General features: G+C 28.1%; 14 protein-coding genes and 1 riboswitch. Of the genes, 11 read left to right on the top strand and 3 right to left on the bottom strand.

Annotation, left to right across the window (positions count from 1 at the left end; genetic code table 11):
* The first annotated feature begins 133 nt into the window (after window positions 1-133).
* From OXH55_RS11955 to OXH55_RS11930, 6 genes are all read left to right on the top strand, one after another.
* Entirely contained in the window at window positions 134-1,351 is a 1,218-nt protein-coding gene (locus OXH55_RS11955) for an exonuclease SbcCD subunit D (protein WP_268050210.1), read from the top strand.
* Window positions 1,341-4,871: an SbcC/MukB-like Walker B domain-containing protein gene (locus tag OXH55_RS11950; protein ID WP_268050499.1), complete on the top strand. Its 3,531-nt coding sequence runs from the start codon at window positions 1,341-1,343 to the stop codon at window positions 4,869-4,871. Before OXH55_RS11955 ends, OXH55_RS11950 begins: the two co-directional genes overlap by 11 nt.
* Window positions 4,872-5,067: 196 nt before the next feature.
* The gene (locus tag OXH55_RS11945) at window positions 5,068-6,444 is read left to right on the top strand and encodes an efflux RND transporter periplasmic adaptor subunit (RefSeq protein WP_268050209.1); all 1,377 of its coding nucleotides are present in this window, start codon (window positions 5,068-5,070) and stop codon (window positions 6,442-6,444) included.
* A 16-nt stretch (window positions 6,445-6,460) separates the two neighbouring features.
* Entirely contained in the window at window positions 6,461-7,651 is a 1,191-nt protein-coding gene (locus tag OXH55_RS11940; protein ID WP_268050208.1) for an ABC transporter permease, read from the top strand.
* Window positions 7,652-7,676: 25 nt separating this feature from the next.
* Entirely contained in the window at window positions 7,677-8,216 is a 540-nt protein-coding gene (locus OXH55_RS11935) for a hypothetical protein (protein ID WP_268050207.1), read from the top strand.
* Window positions 8,216-8,899: an ABC transporter ATP-binding protein gene (locus OXH55_RS11930; RefSeq protein ID WP_268050206.1), complete on the top strand. Its 684-nt coding sequence runs from the start codon at window positions 8,216-8,218 to the stop codon at window positions 8,897-8,899. Before OXH55_RS11935 ends, OXH55_RS11930 begins: the two co-directional genes overlap by 1 nt.
* A gap of 43 nt (window positions 8,900-8,942) precedes the next feature.
* On the opposite strand, the gene OXH55_RS11925 is transcribed toward OXH55_RS11930, so the two are convergent.
* Window positions 8,943-10,355, bottom strand: coding sequence for a sensor histidine kinase (locus OXH55_RS11925; RefSeq protein ID WP_268050205.1), 1,413 nt, complete (start codon window positions 10,353-10,355; stop codon window positions 8,943-8,945).
* Between the two features lies 1 nt (window position 10,356).
* Entirely contained in the window at window positions 10,357-11,040 is a 684-nt protein-coding gene (locus OXH55_RS11920; RefSeq protein WP_268050204.1) for a response regulator transcription factor, read from the bottom strand.
* A 250-nt stretch (window positions 11,041-11,290) separates the two neighbouring features.
* Here OXH55_RS11920 and OXH55_RS11915 point away from each other — a divergent pair, with 250 nt between their 5' ends.
* The 3 genes from OXH55_RS11915 to OXH55_RS11905 all read left to right on the top strand — a co-directional run bounded on the left by OXH55_RS11915 (window position 11,291) and on the right by OXH55_RS11905 (window position 15,934).
* Window positions 11,291-12,769 (top strand): TolC family protein, encoded by a 1,479-nt coding sequence (locus tag OXH55_RS11915; protein WP_268050203.1) that lies wholly within the window; start codon window positions 11,291-11,293, stop codon window positions 12,767-12,769.
* 20 nt (window positions 12,770-12,789) lie between these two features.
* The gene (locus OXH55_RS11910) at window positions 12,790-13,875 is read left to right on the top strand and encodes a TolC family protein (protein WP_268050202.1); all 1,086 of its coding nucleotides are present in this window, start codon (window positions 12,790-12,792) and stop codon (window positions 13,873-13,875) included.
* A gap of 197 nt (window positions 13,876-14,072) precedes the next feature.
* Window positions 14,073-14,160, top strand: a riboswitch (cyclic di-GMP riboswitch).
* 76 nt (window positions 14,161-14,236) lie between these two features.
* On the top strand, window positions 14,237-15,934 hold the full coding sequence (locus OXH55_RS11905) for a methyl-accepting chemotaxis protein (protein WP_268050201.1): 1,698 nt from the start codon (window positions 14,237-14,239) through the stop codon (window positions 15,932-15,934).
* A 115-nt stretch (window positions 15,935-16,049) separates the two neighbouring features.
* Here the strand turns inward: OXH55_RS11905 and OXH55_RS11900 are convergent, their stop codons facing one another.
* Complete coding sequence (locus OXH55_RS11900; protein ID WP_268050200.1) at window positions 16,050-17,390, bottom strand: FAD-dependent oxidoreductase; 1,341 nt, start codon at window positions 17,388-17,390, stop codon at window positions 16,050-16,052.
* 218 nt (window positions 17,391-17,608) lie between these two features.
* On the opposite strand from OXH55_RS11900, the gene OXH55_RS11895 reads away from it, so the two are divergent.
* A complete protein-coding gene (locus OXH55_RS11895; RefSeq protein ID WP_268050199.1) occupies window positions 17,609-18,955 on the top strand; it encodes an aspartate aminotransferase family protein in 1,347 nt (448 codons plus the stop codon).
* Between the two features lie 79 nt (window positions 18,956-19,034).
* Window positions 19,035-20,768 (top strand): ABC transporter ATP-binding protein, encoded by a 1,734-nt coding sequence (locus tag OXH55_RS11890; RefSeq protein ID WP_268050198.1) that lies wholly within the window; start codon window positions 19,035-19,037, stop codon window positions 20,766-20,768.
* Window positions 20,769-20,796 lie beyond the last annotated feature (28 nt).

Genomic DNA, 20,796 nt, shown 5'->3' with positions numbered 1-20,796 from the left:
TTTAAAACTTAAAATTCTATATGGGTGAAAATTGATAATTGAGAGTTAAAAATACTTTGCTTCTGCAAAGTTTTAATAAAAATTAATTTTTAAGTTCGTTATCTATAATATGAGGGAATGAAAGGGTGAAATTATGAGACTATTACACACTTCAGATTGGCATCTTGGAAAGAGCTTAGAAGGTGCTAGTAGAATGGATGAGCAAGAACAGTTTATAAAAGATTTTGTTGATATAGTACAAGAGAAAAATGTAGATATGGTCATAATATCTGGGGATATATATGATAACAGTAATCCTCCTGCAAGAGCAGAGAAAATGTTTTATAGAGCATTAAAAGAAATTTGTAATAATGGAGAGAGGCTAGTTTTAGTTATAGCGGGAAATCATGATAATCCTGAAAGACTTGCTGCTGCAAGTCCACTGGCTTATGAACAGGGAGTTATCCTTTTAGGCAGACCTAAAAGCTGTGCTGAAATAGGAAAGTGCGGAGAACATAAAATATTAGATGCTGGTGAAGGTTTTGTTGAAGTAGAGGTAAATGGTGAAAAAGCAGTAATTATAACGCTACCTTATCCTAGTGAAAAGAGATTAAATGAAGTACTTTCAGAAAGTATTGAAGAGGAAGAAAGACAAAAAAGCTATTCGACAAGGGTCGAAGAGTTACTTCTATCACTTTCAGAAAAATATAGAGAAGATACTATTAATTTAGCAGTATCACATTTGTTTATTTTAGGTGGAGAAGAATCAGATTCAGAAAGACAAATTCAACTTGGCGGAAGCTTAGCAGTAAGTGCAGTGGCTATTCCAGAAAAGGCTCAGTATGTTGCTCTTGGACATTTGCATAAGCCTCAAAAGATAAAGGGAAGAAGTAACTGCTTTTACTCAGGTTCGCCACTACAATATAGTAAGAGTGAAGTTGGATATACAAAATGCTGTTATATTGTTGATGTTAAAACGGGAGAAGAAGCAGTAATAGACAAGATTAATTTTAAAAACTACAAACCTATAGAGGTTTGGAAGTGTGATTCTGTAGAAGAAGCTATTGAAAAGTGTGAAGAAAATTGTGATAAAGAAATGTGGGTATATTTAGAGATAAAGACGGACAAGTATATAACTCAAGAAGATATAAAGACAATGAAGAGTCTTAAAAAAGACATCTTGGAAATAAGACCTATAATTAAGGGGAAAGATGAAGAAAATGAGGATTTTTATAATGTAAAGGAAAAAAGTATGGGAGAGCTTTTTGAAGAATTTTATGTAAAGCAGAGAATGGTAGAACCAAGTGACGAAATTATGGAACTGTTTTTAAGTATAGCTGGAGAGGAAGAAGGTGAAGAGCATGAAGCCTAAATTGCTTAAAATTGTTGGATTAAATAGTTTTGAAGAGGAACAAAAAATTGATTTTGAAAGGCTTACAGAGAAAGGACTTTTTGGTATTTTTGGACCAACAGGAAGTGGAAAGTCTACAATTTTAGATGCTATAACTATAGTTTTATATGGGAAGGTTACAAGAACAAATAAAGGTTATATAAATACTACAACTAAAAATTTAAATGTAAGCTATGAATTTGAAATTGGTTTAGGGAGTGAAAGAAAAACTTATATTGCTGAGAGAAATATGAGAATTGATAAGCATGGTGCCTATAAGACTAGATATGCACGACTTATTGAAAAGGACGATCTAGAAAACAATATACTTGCGGATAAACCAACGGAAGTTCACAAGCAAATAGAAAAAATTATAGGACTTACTGCAGAGGATTTTACTCGTTCAGTTGTGCTTCCACAGGGAAAATTCAGTGAATTTTTAAAACTTACAGGAAAAGATAAAAGAGATATGCTTGAGAGAATTTTTGCTCTTGAGAAATATGGCAAAAACTTGAGTGAGAAGATAAAACGAGCAAGAAATGGAAAAATAAAGGAAGAAAATATATTAAGTGGTGAGCTTAAAAAATATGAAGGCTTATCTGAAGAAATATTTAAGGAAAAAAAACTTCAATTAAAAGATCTTATTGAAGAGGAAGAAAATTTAACAGAAGAAAAGAAAAAATTAGATATAGATTATGAGAAATATAAAGGTATATATGAGCTTCAAAATGAACTTAAAGATTATAAAATGATAGAAAAAAATCTAGAAGATAGAAATGAAGAAATTTCACTAAAAAAAGAAAATGTAGATAAAGCTAAAAAAGCTTTAAAAGTGAAGCCTTTTATTGATGATTTAAAGGAAACAGAGAAACAAATTCAAAATAATGATACCGAATTAAAGAATTTAGAGATTAAACTAAAAAATATAGATGAAGAATTGGAAATTGTAGAGAAAAACTATAATGAAATCTTAGAAAGAAAAGAAAAAGAAATACCTGAACTTATTAAAAAAGAAGCTAATCTTCAGCAGGCAATAGAAATAAATAAAAAGATAGCAAGATTAAAATTAGAAAGAGAAGAATTGCTTAAAGATTATAATAAAGTTAAGAGTGAGATGAATGTATTAGAGAAAAAATTAAATTTAATACTTTCAAGTAGAGAAGATAAGGTTAAAAATATAGAAGAAATAGATAACAGATTAAAGAAAATAAATATTGATCCTGAGTATAGAGAAAAAGTACAGGATGCTTTTAATAAAGAGAAGGAGTACAAACAATTACTAGATAAAAAAGAAGAATTAGATTTAAAAATCAAGGATAAAGATAAATATATTATTAATGAAGAAAAAGAGTACAAAGATATAGTAGAGGCACAGAAAAAACAAAATAGTATAGTTATAGAACTAGAAAATAAATATAAAGAAATAGAGCAACAAAATCCAGGAGATAATTCGTTGCTTCTAGATAAATCAGAAAAAGTAAGCTTCTTGAGAGAAAAATTAGAGAAGGCTGTAAAGAATGATAATAAAAAAAGACAATTACAAGAAAAATTAAAAGAGCTTTGTGATAATAAGAAGCCTGTAGAAGAAAATTTTAAGCTTATTAAAGAAAATCTGGCAAGAAGAGAGGCAGAACTGACTGCTGTAGATAAAGAAATAGCTGATATTAATAAGACAAATTTAGCTAGTGTTTTAGCTGGTGAGTTGGAAGAGGGAAAACCATGTCCAGTTTGTGGTTCTATTCACCATACTGCTTCAGCAGAAAAAATAGATAGAAAACTACTAGAAGAAAAACAAGAAGAAAAGACTCATCTTGAGGTGCTGCTTAAAAAATTAAATGAAAGCATAAATAATTTTTCTATTAAGTTTATATCTTATGAAAAAGAAGAAGAACATATAAAAAATGAGTTAAATCAAATAGAAGAAGAGTTGAAAGAAATTAGTTTATCAAAGCTTAAGGAAGAAAAAGAAAAAGAAGAAAAAGAATTTATAGATTTAAAAAATAGACTTGAAAAATACAATAAAGAAAAAGATGAAATAGATAATAGTATAAAAGTGCAAAAAGAAAATAAAACAAAAATAGATATGAAGGAAGCAAAATTAAGTCAAATGCTAAAAAGTGAAAAAAATTCTTTAGAGGAGTTAAAAAAGGATTTAGCAAAAGAAAATGAAAAATTAGGTAAGGCTTCTAAAGAATATTTATCTTTAAAGAAAGAACTTAATCTAGAGGATATAGGACTAAAGATGCAGGAAATAAAAAAAGCTGAAAAGGAAAATATAGAATTACAAAACAATCAGAGAGAGTTAAGAAAATATATAGATAAAATGGATACGGAAAAGGAAGATGTAAATAAAAAAATTAAAGAATTAGATATTGAGCTTTCTAAGATATTACAAAGTGGAAAAGAAAAAGCAAGTATTATAAAAATTGAAGAAGAAGAGTTTCAAAAGCTATCATTAGGAAAAAATCCAGAAGAATATATTGAAGCGGTTAGAAAAAAAATAAAAGAAATTAATGAAAATAGTGATATGCTTAAAGCTAGACTAGAAAAAGATAAAAAACAAAGACAAGGAATATGGGATGTAAAACTAAGCTTAGAACAAAGTAAATCTATTCTTAGTAATTTATATAAAGAACAAAAAGAAAAACTAGAAGTTTGCCTTCAGGAAAATAATTTTAGTGATGAGAATGAAATACTAAAAGTTTTATTAGATGAAGATGCTATAAATAAAATAGAAAATGAAATAAATAAATTTGAAGATGAGCTGAAGAATATAAAAAATAATATTGCTAGAATAGAGAAAAAATTAAATGGAGAATTTATAGAAGAAGATAGATGGGAAGAGATTAAAAGGAATAGAATTGAAAAGGAGAAATTATTAAATTTAAAAATAAAAGAAATTGCTACTCTTCAAAAGACTATTGAAGATATGAAAACGGATATGGAAGAGTTAAAAGAGCTTAGAAAGAAGGAAAAAGAACTAGAACATAAATTGAGTCTCTTAAATGACTTGGGAAAATTAGTTGAAGGAAATAAATTTGTAGAGTTTGCAGCAATGAATCAATTGAAATATATAGCAAGAGAGGCATCAAGAAGATTAAAGAATATAACTAAGGATAGATATGCACTTGAAATTGATAGTGAGGGTAACTTTACAATCAGAGATGATTATAATGGTGGAGAAATAAGAGAGACTAGTACACTTTCAGGAGGAGAAACCTTCTTAACTTCTCTTGCATTGGCTTTAGCACTTTCATCTCAAGTTCAGTTGAAGGGGAGTGCACCTTTAGAATTTTTCTTTTTGGATGAAGGATTTGGTACTCTTGATACAGAGCTTTTAGAAATTGTAATGAATTCCCTTGAAAAACTTCACAGCTCAAGGCTGTCTATAGGAATAATAAGCCATATGGAGGAACTTAAAAACAGAGTTCCAGTTAAACTTATAGTTACTCCTGCAAAGCAAGGAGAAGGGGGAAGTAAGGTTAAATTAGAATATAGCTAAAAATAAGGGAAAGCTATTCTAATATTGAATTTTCAGTGTTTAGAATAGCTTTTATTATACATAAAAATATGACCTCACAATTTCATCACAGTTTCCTCATATTCCTATAAAATTTCTTTTGTATTATAAGAGTGTGGGAGGATTTAAATGGGATATACAACACAAGAAGGAGGAAATATATTTGTTGAAAAAATTTATGGCAAAAAAGTTTGTTAAACTTGGACTTGGATTGATAGTACTTTCAGCAATTGGTTATGGAAGTTATACTTATAAAATAAAATCTACTAAATTAAGTGCTGAAGAACCAGTTTTTAAAGAACAAAAGGTAATAAAAGGAGATATTGCGCTAGATTTTAGTGCAGATGGAGAAGTGAATTTGTCTGTTACTAATCTTGATTTTGAAATAGGTGGAAAATTAAAAGAGGTATTAGTTAAACAAGATCAAGAAATAAAAAAAGGACAGATTGTTGCAAAGCTTGATGACACGGATTATATAAATAAACTTAAAAGTGCTCAAGTAAGTTATGATCAAACTGTTATAAAACTTGAACAAACAAAACAAAATTACGAATTACAGATTATATCAGAAAAACAAAAACTAGATGATTTAAAATCTCAACTTGATAAAGTAAATTCGGATTATCAGTTGCAAATTATATCAGAAAAGCAAAAACTAGATGATTTAAAGGTTCAATTTGATAAGATTAGCTCGGAATACTTACCAATGAAGGATATGGAAGATTACTATTCAAAGCAGGAAATTGAACAAAAAAAATTGTCATATGAAAATGCTAAATCAGCTTATGAAGCACAACTTGAAAAATATGATATTACAGAAAAGCAATTGAAAGCTAATTGTGAAGATGCTAAAGCAGATTATGAAGTTCAACTTCAAAGATACAATATACTTTTAAAGGATAGTAACGATGTTGAAGCTGCTAAAGCTAGTGTTAGAAACTCAGAAATATCACTAAATATGGCTAAAGATGACCTAAATAAAACAATTTTAACTTCTCCTACAGATGGTAAGATTTTATATGTTTCATATAAAGAAGGAGAATCAGTTCCAACGTCAGCTCAAAGTAATACTGCAACAGCAAATACGGACCATTTTATACTTGTAACAGATTTGGGAAAAGCACAAGTAATTAGTGCGGTTTCAGAAGAAGATTTGTCAAATGTATCAATAGGGCAAGATACTGAAGTTGTATTTGATGCTCTTGATAATAAAATCTTTACTGGAAAGGTTATTAGTATAGATCCACTTCCTAAAAGAGATAATACGGGAATAGTAACTTATGATGTCACTATTGAGTTAAATGAAGCTTCAAAAGACGTAAAAATAGGTATGAACTGCAGTATTTCATTTGTATTAAAACAAAAGAAAGATGTACTCGTAATTCCCAATAGTGCTGTAACTATGGTTGAGGGAAAACAAAGTGTACAAGTCAAAGATAAAGAAGGAAATATCGTTACTAAAACGGTAGTAACAGGATTGACAGATGGCAAGAATACAGAAGTTATGGATGGGCTTAAAGAAGGAGAAACCTTAATTATTCAGGAGAAAAAATAGAAGTGGAAGTGATGTTATGAGTTTAATTGAAATTATAAGAGCTGTTTTTATAAACATTTCAACTAATAAAGTTAGAGTTTTTCTTACTTCTCTTGGTATTATTGTTGGGTCTTTTACTATAATTATGGTGGTTGGAATAGGAAAAGGTAGTCAAGCTGATGTTGAAGAACAGTACAAAAATCTTAGCGTAGGTACACTTTATGTGATGAATACCAAAGGAGTGAAAACTACAGAAACATTAGATTTTGAAGATGTAAAGGCTATGCAGGAAGGAAATTTTTCAGCAATAAAAAATGCTGACATAATGCTTAGTAGTAATGTAAATGTTAGTTATTATGATATATCTTATAGCAGCTTAGCAGTTGGAGCTACAAAAAACTTTAAAGAGATAAACTCATTAGAATTAGACTATGGTGAATTTATTAATGAATATGCTAATGAAAAAAAAGAGAGAGTAGTAGTAATTGGGACTGATTTAGCAGAAATATTATTTGAAGGTGGAGCTTCAGAAGCTGTTGGAAAAGATATTAAGTTAAATGGAAAGAAATATGAAATTATTGGTGTTTTAAAAAGGTCAGGAAATTCTTTATTAGGTTTTAGCCCTGATGAGGGAATTATACTGCCATATGAAACAGCAGTTAAATATATTATGAATGAAAAGTCAAGTCCTAAAATTACTGTTTTAGTTAAAGATATAGATTCTGTTGAAGAAGCTAAAAGTGAAATAACAGAAATTTTGAATAAAAACCATAAAGGAAAAAGTGATCAATTTATGATAATGGATGCTGGAAGCAGGTTAGTTGCAGCTCAAGAATCCGCAGCAACTATGACAGCCATGCTTATTTCAGTAGCTACTTGTGTTCTAGTTGTTGGAGGAATAGGAATTATGAATGTACTTTTAGTTTCGGTAAAAGAACGAACTAGAGAAATAGGTATTCTTAAGGCAATAGGAGCACAGAGAAGAGATATATTATTGCAATTTCTTTTAGAAGCAATAATTATAAGTGCTTCAGGAGGAGCCATAGGTATTACAATAAGCGTATTGATTATTCCAATTATACATTCAGTAGGTTTAAGCTATGTTCCATCTACGTATGGATATGGTTTAGGATTTATATTTTCTGTTGTTATAGGTACATTCTTTGGCTATTATCCAGCTGCTAAAGCAGCTTCATTAAAGCCAATAGACGCTTTAAATCATGAATAAAAATAGAAAAGGAGTTTTTAAGAATATGAAAAAGAAAATTTTATGTTTAATTTTATCAGTAATTAGTGTTACTGGATTATTTGTTGGATGTTCAGGAGCTAATAAGACAGCAAGCAATTCTAATACTACAGCTATAAGTGGTGCAGAAAAAAAAGGTGAAAATTCTAAAACTGAGAACAAGAACAGAAACCAAGCTTATATAATGGGTAAAGTAAAAAATATAGTAGGAAATGAAATAACTATTGATTTGGTTGATATGCCTGAAAGACCACAAAGGAGCGAAGGAGAAACGAAAAAGAAAGGTGAAGAAACAAAAGGTATGGGTTCTGGTGGAAGTAGAGAGCGTGTGGCAGATAATATTAAGCTTACTGGAGAAAGTGAAGTTGTTATTATTCCAGTAGGTACTCCTATAGTTTCTAATAAAAGAGGAGATGATGGAATGGAAAAAACTGAATTGCAATTAGAAGATATATATGAAGGAATGATTTTGCAAATATGGCTTAAGGCGGGAAGTGAGGGTAAAGACAAGACAGCTGAGAAAGTAGTTGTCTCAGCTATGAAATAATGCCTATGGATAATAATATAGTAATATCAATGAAGAATATTTTGAAATCTTATAAAATGGGTAAGCAAGATATGGTAGTATTAAATAATATATCTCTACAAATAAAAAAAGGTGAGTTTGTTGCTATTTTAGGACCTTCAGGTTCTGGAAAATCAACTCTTATGAATATTATAGGGTGTATTGATACAGCAAATTCTGGAGAATATATACTATCAGGTGAAAGTATAGATAATAAAAGTGATGATGAGCTTGCTTATATAAGAAATAAAGAAATTGGATTTATATTCCAAAAATTTAATCTGCTTAGTAAATATACAGCTCTTCAAAATGTTACTCTTCCTTTATTATTAAGAGGTGTAAAGCGAGAGATAGCTGAAGAGAAAGCAAAAAAAATGCTTGAAATTGTAGGACTAGGAGATAGGACAAATCACAAACCTACAGAGCTGTCAGGAGGTCAGCAACAAAGAGTTTCAATAGCAAGAGCGCTAGTAGGTGAACCAGAAATTTTGCTTGCGGATGAACCAACAGGAGCTCTTGATTCTAAGACAAGTGAAGAAATATTAGAAACCTTTAAGAAGCTTAATAAGGCTGGAAATACAATAGTTATGATTACACACGATTTAGAAGTTGCTAAACAAGCAGGTAGGATAATACATGTAACAGATGGTAAAGTTCATGTTTAGTAAGGAAAAGCATGCAGTGCATATTTTATGCACTACATGCTTTTCATATTTCAATCCAAATCATAGTTCCTTTATTTAATTCACTTTCAATACCATAATTAAATTTATGAGCTTCTAAAATATTCTTTATTATAGCCATTCCTAAGCCGGTACTGCTGTTATTTCTTTTGTGAGATTTATCTACTTTATAAAATCTATCCCACACATAAGGTAAATCTTCTTTAGGAATGCCTTTTCCATTATCTATAACTTCTATTCTTACCATATCATTTATATTATTAACTTTAATTATTATATTTCCATTCTCATGAGAATAGTTAATTGCATTGTTTATGAGATTAAAAAATACTTGATACATTTTAGCTTCATCGCCACTAATTAAGGTATTCTCATTAGCAGCTATAATGTTTATATTTATATTTTTTCCAGAGCATAGAAAGGAAAGTTTTTTTATAACACTGTTTATTGTGTCAATAACTGAGAAATTTTTAAATTCAGGTTTATAGTATCCAGCTTCCATTTCTGATAAGTAAAGAATATCTTCTACCATAGTGTTCAATCTTTTGGATTCATCTATAATAACCTGTAAATGTTCATTTCTAGCTTGTTTGTCTTCACCGTCTACATCCATAATTAATTCAGAGTATGCTCTGATTAAGCTAATAGGGGTTTTTAACTCATGAGAAGTATTAGCTATAAACTCTCTCCTGAAATTCTCAATTTGTCCCAATTGAACTGCCATATTATTTATGGTGTCTCCTAAATCTCTAATTTCATCTTTGGATTCTAATTTAACACGGGCAGTAAAGTCGCCATTAGCAATTTGTTTTGAAGTCTTTGTAATTTTCAATATGGGATTTGTAAAAAGTTTAGCCAATAATAATGATAAAAATGTTGCAATAATTATTGATGCTAAGGTAATTATAGATAATTGATTTTTCAAAATTGAAGTTGTTTCTTTTATAGGTGCTAAAGGTGAATTTAATATAAAATATCCATTCATGTTTCCATTTTCTTTAATAGGAATACCAACTGTAATAAAGTAAAATGAATCATTTAAACGAGTGTTTTTCTTTATAAAAGTTTCGCCTTTTTCAATTTCTATGTTGATTTTTGATAGTAGTCTTTCGGGGATTGTTTCAGTATTACGTTTAGGTACATTATGTGGTGCATTAAAAAATAAAACATTATTACTAGAATCAATTATTATAACTTGTGCATTAAATGAAGAAATAGTAGAATTTATTCTACTCATTGTTTCCTCGGAAACTATTTGGGGGTTTTTGGATTTTGTAATTATACTTACAATTTCATTGCCTTCTTTTAATAAGTTATTTGTTCTTTCACTAACATAAAATTTATTTAAAAAACCTACTTGAAATATCCATATAATTATAAGAATAAATAAAACTAAAGAAGTAATACCTAACCATAATTTGCTCAATATACTTTTCATTTTATTCTCCTACCTTAAATTTATAACCTATTCCCCAAACAGTACGGATATATTTTTTATTTTTGCCCAATTTTTCTCTAAGTTGTTTTACATGAGTATCAACAGTTCTATAATCACCAAAATAATCAAATCCCCAAACATTATTTAGTAGTTGTTCTCTTGAAAAAGCTTGGTCTGGATGTTGTGTAAAAAAACTTAAAAGTTCAAATTCTTTAGGGGTTAATAAGAGCTCTTTGTTTTCTAAAAAAGCTTGTTTACCTAATATATTAATTTTTATATTACCTACTGTTATACAACCATTATCTTCTTTATTTTCTCCTTTGGTTCTTTTTAGAACTGCTTTTATTCTTGCAACCATTTCTCTAGGACTAAAGGGTTTAGTTATATAATCGTCTACCCCTAATTCAAATCCAAAAAGTTTATCATATTCTTCTCCTCTTGCTGTTAACATTATTATTGGAACAGAAGAATTTTTACTAATCTCTCTACAAACAGCCCAACCATCTATTATTGGCATCATAACATCTAATAATACAAGGGAAAATTCACAACTATTAAATTTAGCTAAAGCATCGTTACCGTCTATTGCTTCTTCTACTATATATCCTTCACGCTGCAAGTATATTTTAATAACTTGACGCATTTTTTCGTCATCATCTGCGATAAGAATTCTTATGTCTTGCATAAACAAACCCTCCTTGTACATATTGTGATTAAAACTATAATAACATAATAAGAAATAATATTAAAAATAGATTTGGGGATTAAACCTCACAAATTACTCTGATTTTCATCATTATTTCATCACAATTTATAGGTATAATATATCATATAATTTACAAAATTCAATGTTGGGACAATGTTAGTGAATAATAAGGTTATTAATTCAGTATCAAAATATATAAAATTTTTATTTATATAAATAGGAGGAGTTTATGCAACAAAAATTAAGACATGGATTATTACTTAGATATCGTAGTAGTAAGAAAAAAAAATATAAAAGAGCATTAGGAAGTTTACTATTTATACTCATGGTACTAAATATTACATTTGCATATGCTGATGTAGAAGAGGACAAAGATAATCTATTGATATTAACTAAGGAAAAAGCTATTAGTACAGCAATACAAAACAGTAATGATTTGAAAAGAATAGACTTGGATTATAATAAACTTCAAAGAGATTTTAATAATGCTAAAGAAAAAAGTGATGAAGCACAGGAAACCTTAGATGCATTAGAAAGATATAAATATCTTTATGAGAAAGAACAAGATGCAAAACAATCCCCATTACAAGAACAATATAATCAAAAGAAAGAAGAATTAAAGATAGAAGAAGATAAATTAACAGAAATGGAACAGGCAGAGAAACCAGATTTGGAGCAAATAGCTAATCAACAGCAGATTATAACTAATTTGGAGAAAGAGATAGAGGAATTAAAGTCAGAAATAAATAAACTCTCTTTAAGTCCTAGTGAGCAAGAAGAAATGGATAAATATAGGAAAACGTTTGTAAATTATGGAGAAGTACCACCAACTTTTAGTGATGAAGAGGAATTTAAATTATTTATTAGAGATAGAGATTTAAAGTGGTATGAAGTACAAGGAAAAATTGAAAAGCAAAATATAAATGTTGAAAAAGCAAAAAAATCTATTGAACTTAAAGTAGGTCAGATTTGGAATCAAATTGTACAAATATATTATTCAATAAAGATTAAAAAGGATTTATATGAGCTTCAAAGTAAAGAATTTGTTCAAATTGAAATGAAATTTAAAAATGGACAAACATCTAAATTGGATAAGGATATTGCTGAAAATGAATTAAAAAAATTAGAATTACAAATAGATAATCTTATTAAAGATAAGGAAAATTCAGAAATGATGTTAAAGAAAGAAATAGGAATAAGTATAGATAAAGAGATAAAGCTGGATTTTCAAGAAAATAAAATAAAAGAAGTATCAGAGTATAGTGTTTATTTACAGAATGCATTAAAAAATAGAGGTGAAATAAAGATAGCTGAAATAGATCTTGACATTAAGGAGAGAGAATTAGGTATTGCAGATGATTATCTTGATGAAGATAATATGGAATTCAAAGAGATAAATGAACAACTTTATGAAAAACAAATTTTTTTACAGGACGCAAAAAAGCAAGTGGAAAAAAACGTTAAAGAATTGTATATGAATGTATGTGAAAAAAAATCAGAGTTTGATTTAAAAGTTAAGAGCCTTGAAAAGAAAAAATCAGATTTAAAAGCAGCAGATAATAGATACCAACATGGGACTATTTCTTTAGATAAACTTTGGAAGGATGAAGTTGCAAAAACTCAAGCGGAAATTGAATATAAAGCAGCAAAAATAAATTATATTGAAGCTATGTGTAATTTAGAAATGGCATGTGAAATAGGGTATTAAATTAAAAGGAGAGAAATATAATGAAAAAAATGTCAATTGCAGTGATAGTGAGTTTAGTTTTAGTAGGCTCTTTAACTTTTAAATATGCAAATGCAGAAAATTCTACTAATAACTTGAATTATGGTGATGTTATACAATATGCTATAAATGAAAATTCTGATTTAAAGATACTTAATGAAAAAATAAAACTTGCTGATGAAAAATATGATGATGCTCTAGATGAAAAAGATGAAGAGGCGAATACTTCAATTGAGACAGATAAACGAAAAGAAGTTTATCATCTTAAAGCAAAATTAGAATTAGAAAATGCAAAATGGAATAAAGAGCAAAAGCAAAATCAAGTAGATTTAGAAGTAACTAAAAAATATTACAGTATATTAATTCAAGATGAACTTATAGATTTGCAAAAGCAACAAATACAAAGACTAGAAAAGCAATTAGAAAAAAAACAAAAAGAATTTGAAGCAGGAATTACATCAAAAAACTCTTTAATGGATTATGAATTAATTTTAGAACAATCGAAAATAAAACTTGAAGCTTTGAATAATGAAAAACAAAAAATGATAATGGAATTAAATATAAATATGGGACGAGAGGTAAATCAAGAGTTAATTTTAGAAGAAAAAGAAATTCCATATAAAGAATACAAAGTGGACAATTTAGATGAAACTATAAAAAGAATGAGAGAAACATATTATGCTGTTACTAGAGTTGAAGATGAAATTAAGGCAACAGTACAAGATAAAAATATTACTCAACAATATAATGATTCAGATCAATATGATAACTATATAGAAGGGTTAGAAGATAAGATAGTTAATTTGAATTATGAAACTGAAGATGAGCAAAAAGATATTGAATATAAAATTAGAAGTGATTACAATAACATATTAAAGCTTAGCAATGAAATAAAGATTAAAAAATTAGATTATGATAATAAAGTTAAATTATTAGAATTAGCAGATACTAAACTTGAAAAAGGACTTATTACAGAATTAGAATATAGACCTTTTGAAGAAGATGCTAGTAATGCTTTACAAGATTATGAGAAGGCTAAATTAAATTATTATATAGCGATAGAAGATTTTAAATTTTTTATAAGATGAAAACCTAAAGATAGATTTTTTCTATCTTTAGGTTTTTTTAGTTTAGTTTAAATTAAATATTATTTATTGATATCTTGCAAAACTAATACTTAATATTAAATGACTATTTTTGTGAAATCATAGAAAAAATTGACCAATATAGATAAATCATGTATTATATAATATAGCATATATCATATGATATATTATCCTACAAAAATAAATATTGGCACATCTATTGAAAAATAGAGTCGCAAAGCTATGGGTCTAAAGAATAATTTGTTCCATGATTGCCAAGCTGCACAGTTATTAATTTAGTATATTAATAAATTGTGCAGCTTTTATGTTTTCTTCAAGTAAAAAAACACTAAGGGGGAAGAGGATGATTAAAAAATTTAAGGATTTAAAAATAGTAACAAATGTTGTAATAATATTAGTATTAGCTATTTTATCAGGTTCTTCGATAGCATCTGTTGGATTATTAAACATGGGGAAAATTAAGGATAATATGTCAACTATGTACAAGGATAGGCTAATTCCTATTACAGATGCAACTTCAATAAGAGCAGATTTTTTAAATATAAGGGTTCTTATTAATGGAGCTTGTAATAAATATGATAGTAGCTTTGATTCAGGAATACAGGATTATGACGGAAGAATAGCTAAAAGATTAAAAAACTATACATCAAGTAAAATGGACGAATTTGAAGTAAAAGAAATAGAGAAATTTAAAAGTAATTATGCTAAATATATGGACACATGGAATCAAGTTAATGATAAATTAGTTAGAGGAGAAGCCATAGAGAAGGAATTATATGATAATTTTAAAAATTTAGGAGTAGAAATAGAAGCTTCACTAAAAGAGTTAAAAGATTATGATTTAAAAGTAGCGGAAGAATTAAATATACAGGCGGTTAATGTATATAATAGAAGTATAAAAATATTTATAATTATTTTTGGAGTAGGTTTAGCTATATTATTATTTATTTCATATTACATAATTAAAGCTATAAAAAGTGAAACAAAAGAAATGGAAGAAACATTAGAAATAATTTCTAATGGTGATTTTACTATTAATATAAATTTAGAGGGTAAGAATGAATTTGGTATGATGAAAAAATCACTAAATAATACAGTAAATGAAATTTCAAAACTTTTACATATGGTTAAAGAAAAATCTGAAAATATGGATGAAGCTTCTGATAGCTTGTCTGATATATCTGAAGAAATGACATCTTCATCTGAAAATGTCACAAATGCTATACAAGATGTAGCACAAGGAACAGGATGTCAGGCAGAAGATTTAGTTGAAATTACTAACATATTGAATAACTTTAGTGAAGAATTAGGAATTGCTGCTGAAGCAATAAACGATGTGGATTCAAAGTCTAAAGCAATTCAGGTTACAGCAGATGATAGTAATAATAATATGAAAGAATTAATAAATTCTATAAAGCAATCATCAGAATCATTTAATTCTTTTGTTTCTAGAATTTTAAATTTTGGACAAAATATAAATAGAATAGATGAAATAACAAATGTTATAAATGGTATTGCAGACCAAACAAATTTATTGGCATTAAATGCTGCTATTGAGGCAGCTAGAGCTGGTGAAGCAGGAAAAGGATTTGCTGTAGTTGCTGATGAAATTAGAAAACTTGCAGAACAGTCTAAAACATCTTCACAAGATATAAATTCATTGATTAATAATATATCAGATGATACAAATATAATTATAAATACTACTGAAGTAATGAATAATGAACTGACTAATCAAGGTACAATTGTAAAGACTGCAATAGATTCATTTAATAATATAATTAAAGCTTTAGAAGATATAGGTCCTAAAATTGAACAAGCTAACAGTTTATTTATAGATATAGATAACAATAATAAAGTTATTTTAGAAAAGATAGAAAGTACTTCTGCAATTGCAGAAGAGGTTTCAGCTTCTGCGGAAGAAATAGCAGCATCATCTGAAGAAATGAATGCTTCTACAGAAGAAGTAGCTTCTACTGCACAAGGATTAAGAGAAATGACAAAAGAAATGACAGAATTAGTAGATATATTTAAATTGTAAATTAAAATTAAAGCTATTCTAACATTAAATTTTTAGTGTTTAGAATAGCTTTTGTTATATATAAAATAGTTTTCACAATTCATCTCCAATAATTATTAGATTTAATTTTAATTACTTACAAAATTCCGTTTAATATAGAGTTTTTAACTTCAGCAGAGGTTATACCTTTTTTGATTGCAGTTTCAATAGTTTTTGATAAGGAAATATCGTTAATAAGGTATCCTCCAACTAAAATATCATCTTTGAAGAATAACTTTATAATAAAGCTTTCAGTACTATCTTTTATTATGAAATTTTGGTAATCGGGGTTTATGTCACCACAGGAGAATAGTTTGATTCCCATACCTTCAAATATAGTTGAAGGTACGAAATTTTGAAAAATACCATCTACACCTACAGCATTTAAACCAGCTATTTTGCCCATTTCAACAGCAGCAGACCAGTTACCATAAACTTTTCCATTAACTTCAGCAACATCACCACAAGCATAAACATTTTCTACACTTGTTTCCATTTTTTCATTTACAATAATACCCTGATTTGAATTTATATCAGTATTTTCAACGAGTTCTTTACTAGGATCTATTCCAACAGAGAATAATACTAAATCAGTTTTAAATATTTTTTCACTTTCTAATTTAACTAGCACTACTTTATTTTTGCCAAAAACTTTTTTTATAGATTCTCGAAATAATACATTTATTCCAGCAGCGTTTACATATTTTTTTAAAATTTGTGCTCCATCTTGATCTAATTGATGATTAAGGAGTGTAGGTGCCAATTCAACTATAGTTACATTTAACCCATTTTGTTTTAATTGCCATGCAGCTTCAAGACCAAGTAATCCTCCACCTATTACTACTGTATCACTAGATTTTTTCATATAAGCTTTTATATTATTTACATCTACGATATCTCTTAATGTAAATACTCCTTGTTTATTTGATCCTTTAATAGAAAGAATATGACTTTTACTTCCATTTGCCAGAATTAATTTATCATAAGATAATTCTTCCCCATCTTCTAAAATTATTTTTTTATCATGTATTTTTATTTTTTCTACAGTTTTACCAAGAGTTAAGGTGATATTATTATCTTTATACCAATTTGGGGGATATATAAACATATCAGCATTTAGTGTTTCTTTAGATAAATAAACAGGTAGTTGAGGGCGATTATATGGGATATAATTTTCAGAAGATATTACTTTTATTTTAGCATTTTTATTTTTTTCTCTTATAGTTTTAGCTGCAGAGTATCCAGCAGCACCACTACCTATAATTAAAAAATTTTCTTCTCTATCTATAAGTTCTTTATTCTTAGAACTTTTTTCACTTATTTTAAAAAAGTATTCTTTATTAGCTCCGCAAAATGGACAAAAAATAGGAGGCAACTCTCTTTGAAATTCTTCAAAGCAAATTTGACATCTCCATCTGTTTACTTTTTTATATTCCATATTCATCCTCCTTATAACAAATTACTAAACAAATAACTATTATCACTAATAAGAACAAATCTTTTTTCGAGCTTGTACTTAATCATATGTATATCGAAATAAATCAACATAAAGCTAATAATTGACATTATGTTAATTATGAATGATTTTTCACAGTCATCAAATACTAAATAGGAATATTGCATTATATAATAGTGTACTAATGGAGGAGTGAAAATATGAATTTTATAAATATAGAAGATATTGATAACTTAGACAAAAAAACTATAGATAAAATGTACAAAAAACATTATAGTCCAGGATTGTATAAATTATTTAAATATATAGGAATAGATAAGGAGTTTGTTAGAGCTAGTGGTATTCATGTCTATGATAAAGATGGAAATGAGTACATAGATTTTTTAGGAGGATTTGGTGCACTAAATTTGGGTCACAATAATTTTGATGTTATGCAAGCTATACAGAAGACTAACTGTAGACCTAATATGCTTCAAACTTCAAAAAATACATACTCCTCAGTATTGGCAAATAATATAAGTTATCTAACAAAAGGGGAATTAAGTTATTGTTTTTTCACAAACAGTGGAACAGAAGCAGTTGAAGAGGCATTAAAGCTTTCGCTCTTTTATAAGGATGGAGGTAATATAGTATATTTTAGCAAGGCATATCATGGAAAAACTATGGGAGCTCTTTCTGCACTTGGAAATAAAATGAAAAGCTATTACAAGCCTTTACTTTATAACTTTATTGAAGTGCCTTATGGTAATGTTGAAAAATTTAAGGAAGAATTAAATACTTACAGAATTTCAGCTGTAATTGTGGAGCCAGTTCAAGGAGAAGGAGGAATTGTAGTTCCAGATAAAAGTTTTTTAATGGAGCTTAGAGAAATATGTGATAAGCAAGATATAGTTTTAATTTTTGATGAAGTGCAAACTGGTCTTGGAAGATGCGGATCTATGTTTTGTTATGAAAAGTTTGGTGTAATTCCAGATATTATGTGTTTAGCAAAATCTTTAAGTGGAGGAATTATTCCTATTGGGTGTATGGCTGTGGAAGAAATTTTGTGGAAGGATACTTATAGAAAGTTAAAAAATGCAAAACTTCTAAGTTCAACTTTTGGAGGAAATACTCTTGCATGTGCAGCAGCAATTAAGACTTTAAGTCTAATAAGAGAAAATAAATTAGATGAGAGAGCAGAGGAGCTAGGTAACTATACATTGCAACAGCTTAAATCTTTACAAAAAAAACATAAAATTATCAAAGATGTAAGAGGAATGGGATTAATGATTGGGGTAGAAATTAGCAATATGAATGGAATTATACCTGTGAAAGTTAAAGAAGTAGTTATGTCAAATATAATTTCAAAGCTTATGAATGAATATAGAATTATAGCAGGATATACTATAAATAATCCAGCAGTTTTAAGAATAGAACCACCTCTAATTATAGATAAAAGACAAATTGATTATTTAATATATGCATTAGATAGGATTTTTGAAGAAGAGACTGGATTGCTTAAGTTAAGTGTTGATAGTGTTAAGAATATAGCCAAAAATATTATTTAATAATAAATTTTGCATATATAGGATATTTATATTAAAATAGCTTTAGTATAAGAAAAATAGGGAAATGGGGGCAAAATTAGTGTTAAAGAAATTTATAAGCTATTATAAGCCGCATATGAAATTATTTATATTAGATATTGTATGTGCTTTTTTAGCAGCGGGAATAGATTTATTTTATCCCATGATTTCAAGAAAATTAATTAATGAAGTTATACCAAAATATCAGCTAGAAATGCTTTATAAATTATCTATATTATTAGTTTTACTATATATAGGTAAACTAATATGTAACTATATAGTTGATTATTGGGGACATGTTGTAGGGGTTAGAATGCAGTATGATATGAGAAAAGAGTTGTTTTCACATCTTCAAGAACTACCATTTAGTTATTTTGATGATAATAAGACAGGGCATATCATGTCTAGAATAGTTAATGATTTAATGGAAGTTTCTGAATTAGCACATCATGGACCAGAGGATGTATTTATATCTATTGTTATGATTTTAGGATCATTTGCAGTTCTTTGTACGATTAACTTGAAACTTACTCTTATTGTTTTTGCTTTTATACCTATTATGTTTTGGTTTGCAATTAAAAAAAGAGTTAAAATGTCTAAAGCTTTTAAGAATGTAAGAAAAAAAGTAGCCAATGTAAATGCTCAGCTTGAAAATAGCATATCTGGTATAAGAGTTGCGAAATCTTTTACTAATGAAGAATATGAAATGAAAAAGTTTGATGACGGAAATGTTAAGTTTAGAGAATCAAGAGAATTTGCATATAAATCTATGGCAGAATTTTTTTCAGGAATTAAATTTTTAATAGATTTGTTACGTATAGTTGTTATTTTTGCAGGTGGAATATTTGCTTATAAAAGACTAATAAATATAGGAGATTTAGTGGCTTATTTTTTATATATAAGTTTATTTATGCAGCCTATTAGAAGACTAACTTCTTTTATCGAACAATATCAGTTGGGTATGGCAGGGTTTGAGAGATTTGTTGAGATTATGAATGTACAACCTGAAATAAAAGATAAAGAAGATGCTGGTGAATTAAAGAATGTAAAAGGAAATATTCAATTTAATAATGTTAGCTTCAATTATGATAATAAGAAGTCAATTTTATCTAATTTAAACTTAGAAGTAAAGGAAGGTAAGACTTTAGCCTTTGTAGGACCTTCTGGAGGTGGAAAAACTACCCTATGTCACTTGATTCCAAGATTTTATGAGGCTACAGAAGGGGAACTTTTGGTTGATGGAAAAAATATAAAGGATATAACTCTTAAGTCCCTAAGAAAAAATATAGGAATAGTTCAGCAGGACGTATTTTTATTTGGAGGAACTATAAAAGAAAATATTCTTTATGGTAATTCAGAAGCTAGCGATGATGAGATAATTGAGGCAGCTAAAAATGCTAATATACATGATTTTATAATGAATTTACCAGAGGGGTATGAGACTTATGTAGGTGAGAGAGGAATTAAATTATCTGGTGGACAAAAACAGAGAGTTTCAATAGCAAGAGTTTTTCTTAAAAATCCACCTATATTGATTCTAGATGAAGCAACATCTGCATTAGATAATGCAACAGAGCTTATAATCCAAAAGTCCTTGGAAAAGCTATCAAAGGGTAGAACTACTATAGTGGTAGCTCATAGACTTTCAACTATAAAAAATGCAGATGAAATAATTGTATTAACAAATAAGGGAATCGAGGAGAAGGGGTCTCATGAAGAGCTTATAAATAAAGATGGAATATATGCTAAGCTGTATAATGCTCAATTCAAAGGATACATTCCAGATGAAGTATAGGATTTATATATTTAAAAGGGGGCAGGCA

The organism is Clostridium ganghwense, assembly GCF_026735165.1.
GTDB lineage: Bacteria > Bacillota > Clostridia > Clostridiales > Clostridiaceae > Clostridium_H > Clostridium_H ganghwense.
This window is presented reverse-complemented; position numbering and strand designations above follow the sequence as displayed.

Coding starts and splice junctions, on each gene's coding strand:
- OXH55_RS11955 (WP_268050210.1), top strand. CDS start 134: ATGAGACTATTACACACTTCAGATTGGCATCTTGGAAAGAGCTTAGAA.
- OXH55_RS11950 (WP_268050499.1), top strand. CDS start 1,341: ATGAAGCCTAAATTGCTTAAAATTGTTGGATTAAATAGTTTTGAAGAG.
- OXH55_RS11945 (WP_268050209.1), top strand. CDS start 5,068: ATGGCAAAAAAGTTTGTTAAACTTGGACTTGGATTGATAGTACTTTCA.
- OXH55_RS11940 (WP_268050208.1), top strand. CDS start 6,461: ATGAGTTTAATTGAAATTATAAGAGCTGTTTTTATAAACATTTCAACT.
- OXH55_RS11935 (WP_268050207.1), top strand. CDS start 7,677: ATGAAAAAGAAAATTTTATGTTTAATTTTATCAGTAATTAGTGTTACT.
- OXH55_RS11930 (WP_268050206.1), top strand. CDS start 8,216: ATGCCTATGGATAATAATATAGTAATATCAATGAAGAATATTTTGAAA.
- OXH55_RS11925 (WP_268050205.1), bottom strand. CDS start 10,355: ATGAAAAGTATATTGAGCAAATTATGGTTAGGTATTACTTCTTTAGTT.
- OXH55_RS11920 (WP_268050204.1), bottom strand. CDS start 11,040: ATGCAAGACATAAGAATTCTTATCGCAGATGATGACGAAAAAATGCGT.
- OXH55_RS11915 (WP_268050203.1), top strand. CDS start 11,291: ATGCAACAAAAATTAAGACATGGATTATTACTTAGATATCGTAGTAGT.
- OXH55_RS11910 (WP_268050202.1), top strand. CDS start 12,790: ATGAAAAAAATGTCAATTGCAGTGATAGTGAGTTTAGTTTTAGTAGGC.
- OXH55_RS11905 (WP_268050201.1), top strand. CDS start 14,237: ATGATTAAAAAATTTAAGGATTTAAAAATAGTAACAAATGTTGTAATA.
- OXH55_RS11900 (WP_268050200.1), bottom strand. CDS start 17,390: ATGGAATATAAAAAAGTAAACAGATGGAGATGTCAAATTTGCTTTGAA.
- OXH55_RS11895 (WP_268050199.1), top strand. CDS start 17,609: ATGAATTTTATAAATATAGAAGATATTGATAACTTAGACAAAAAAACT.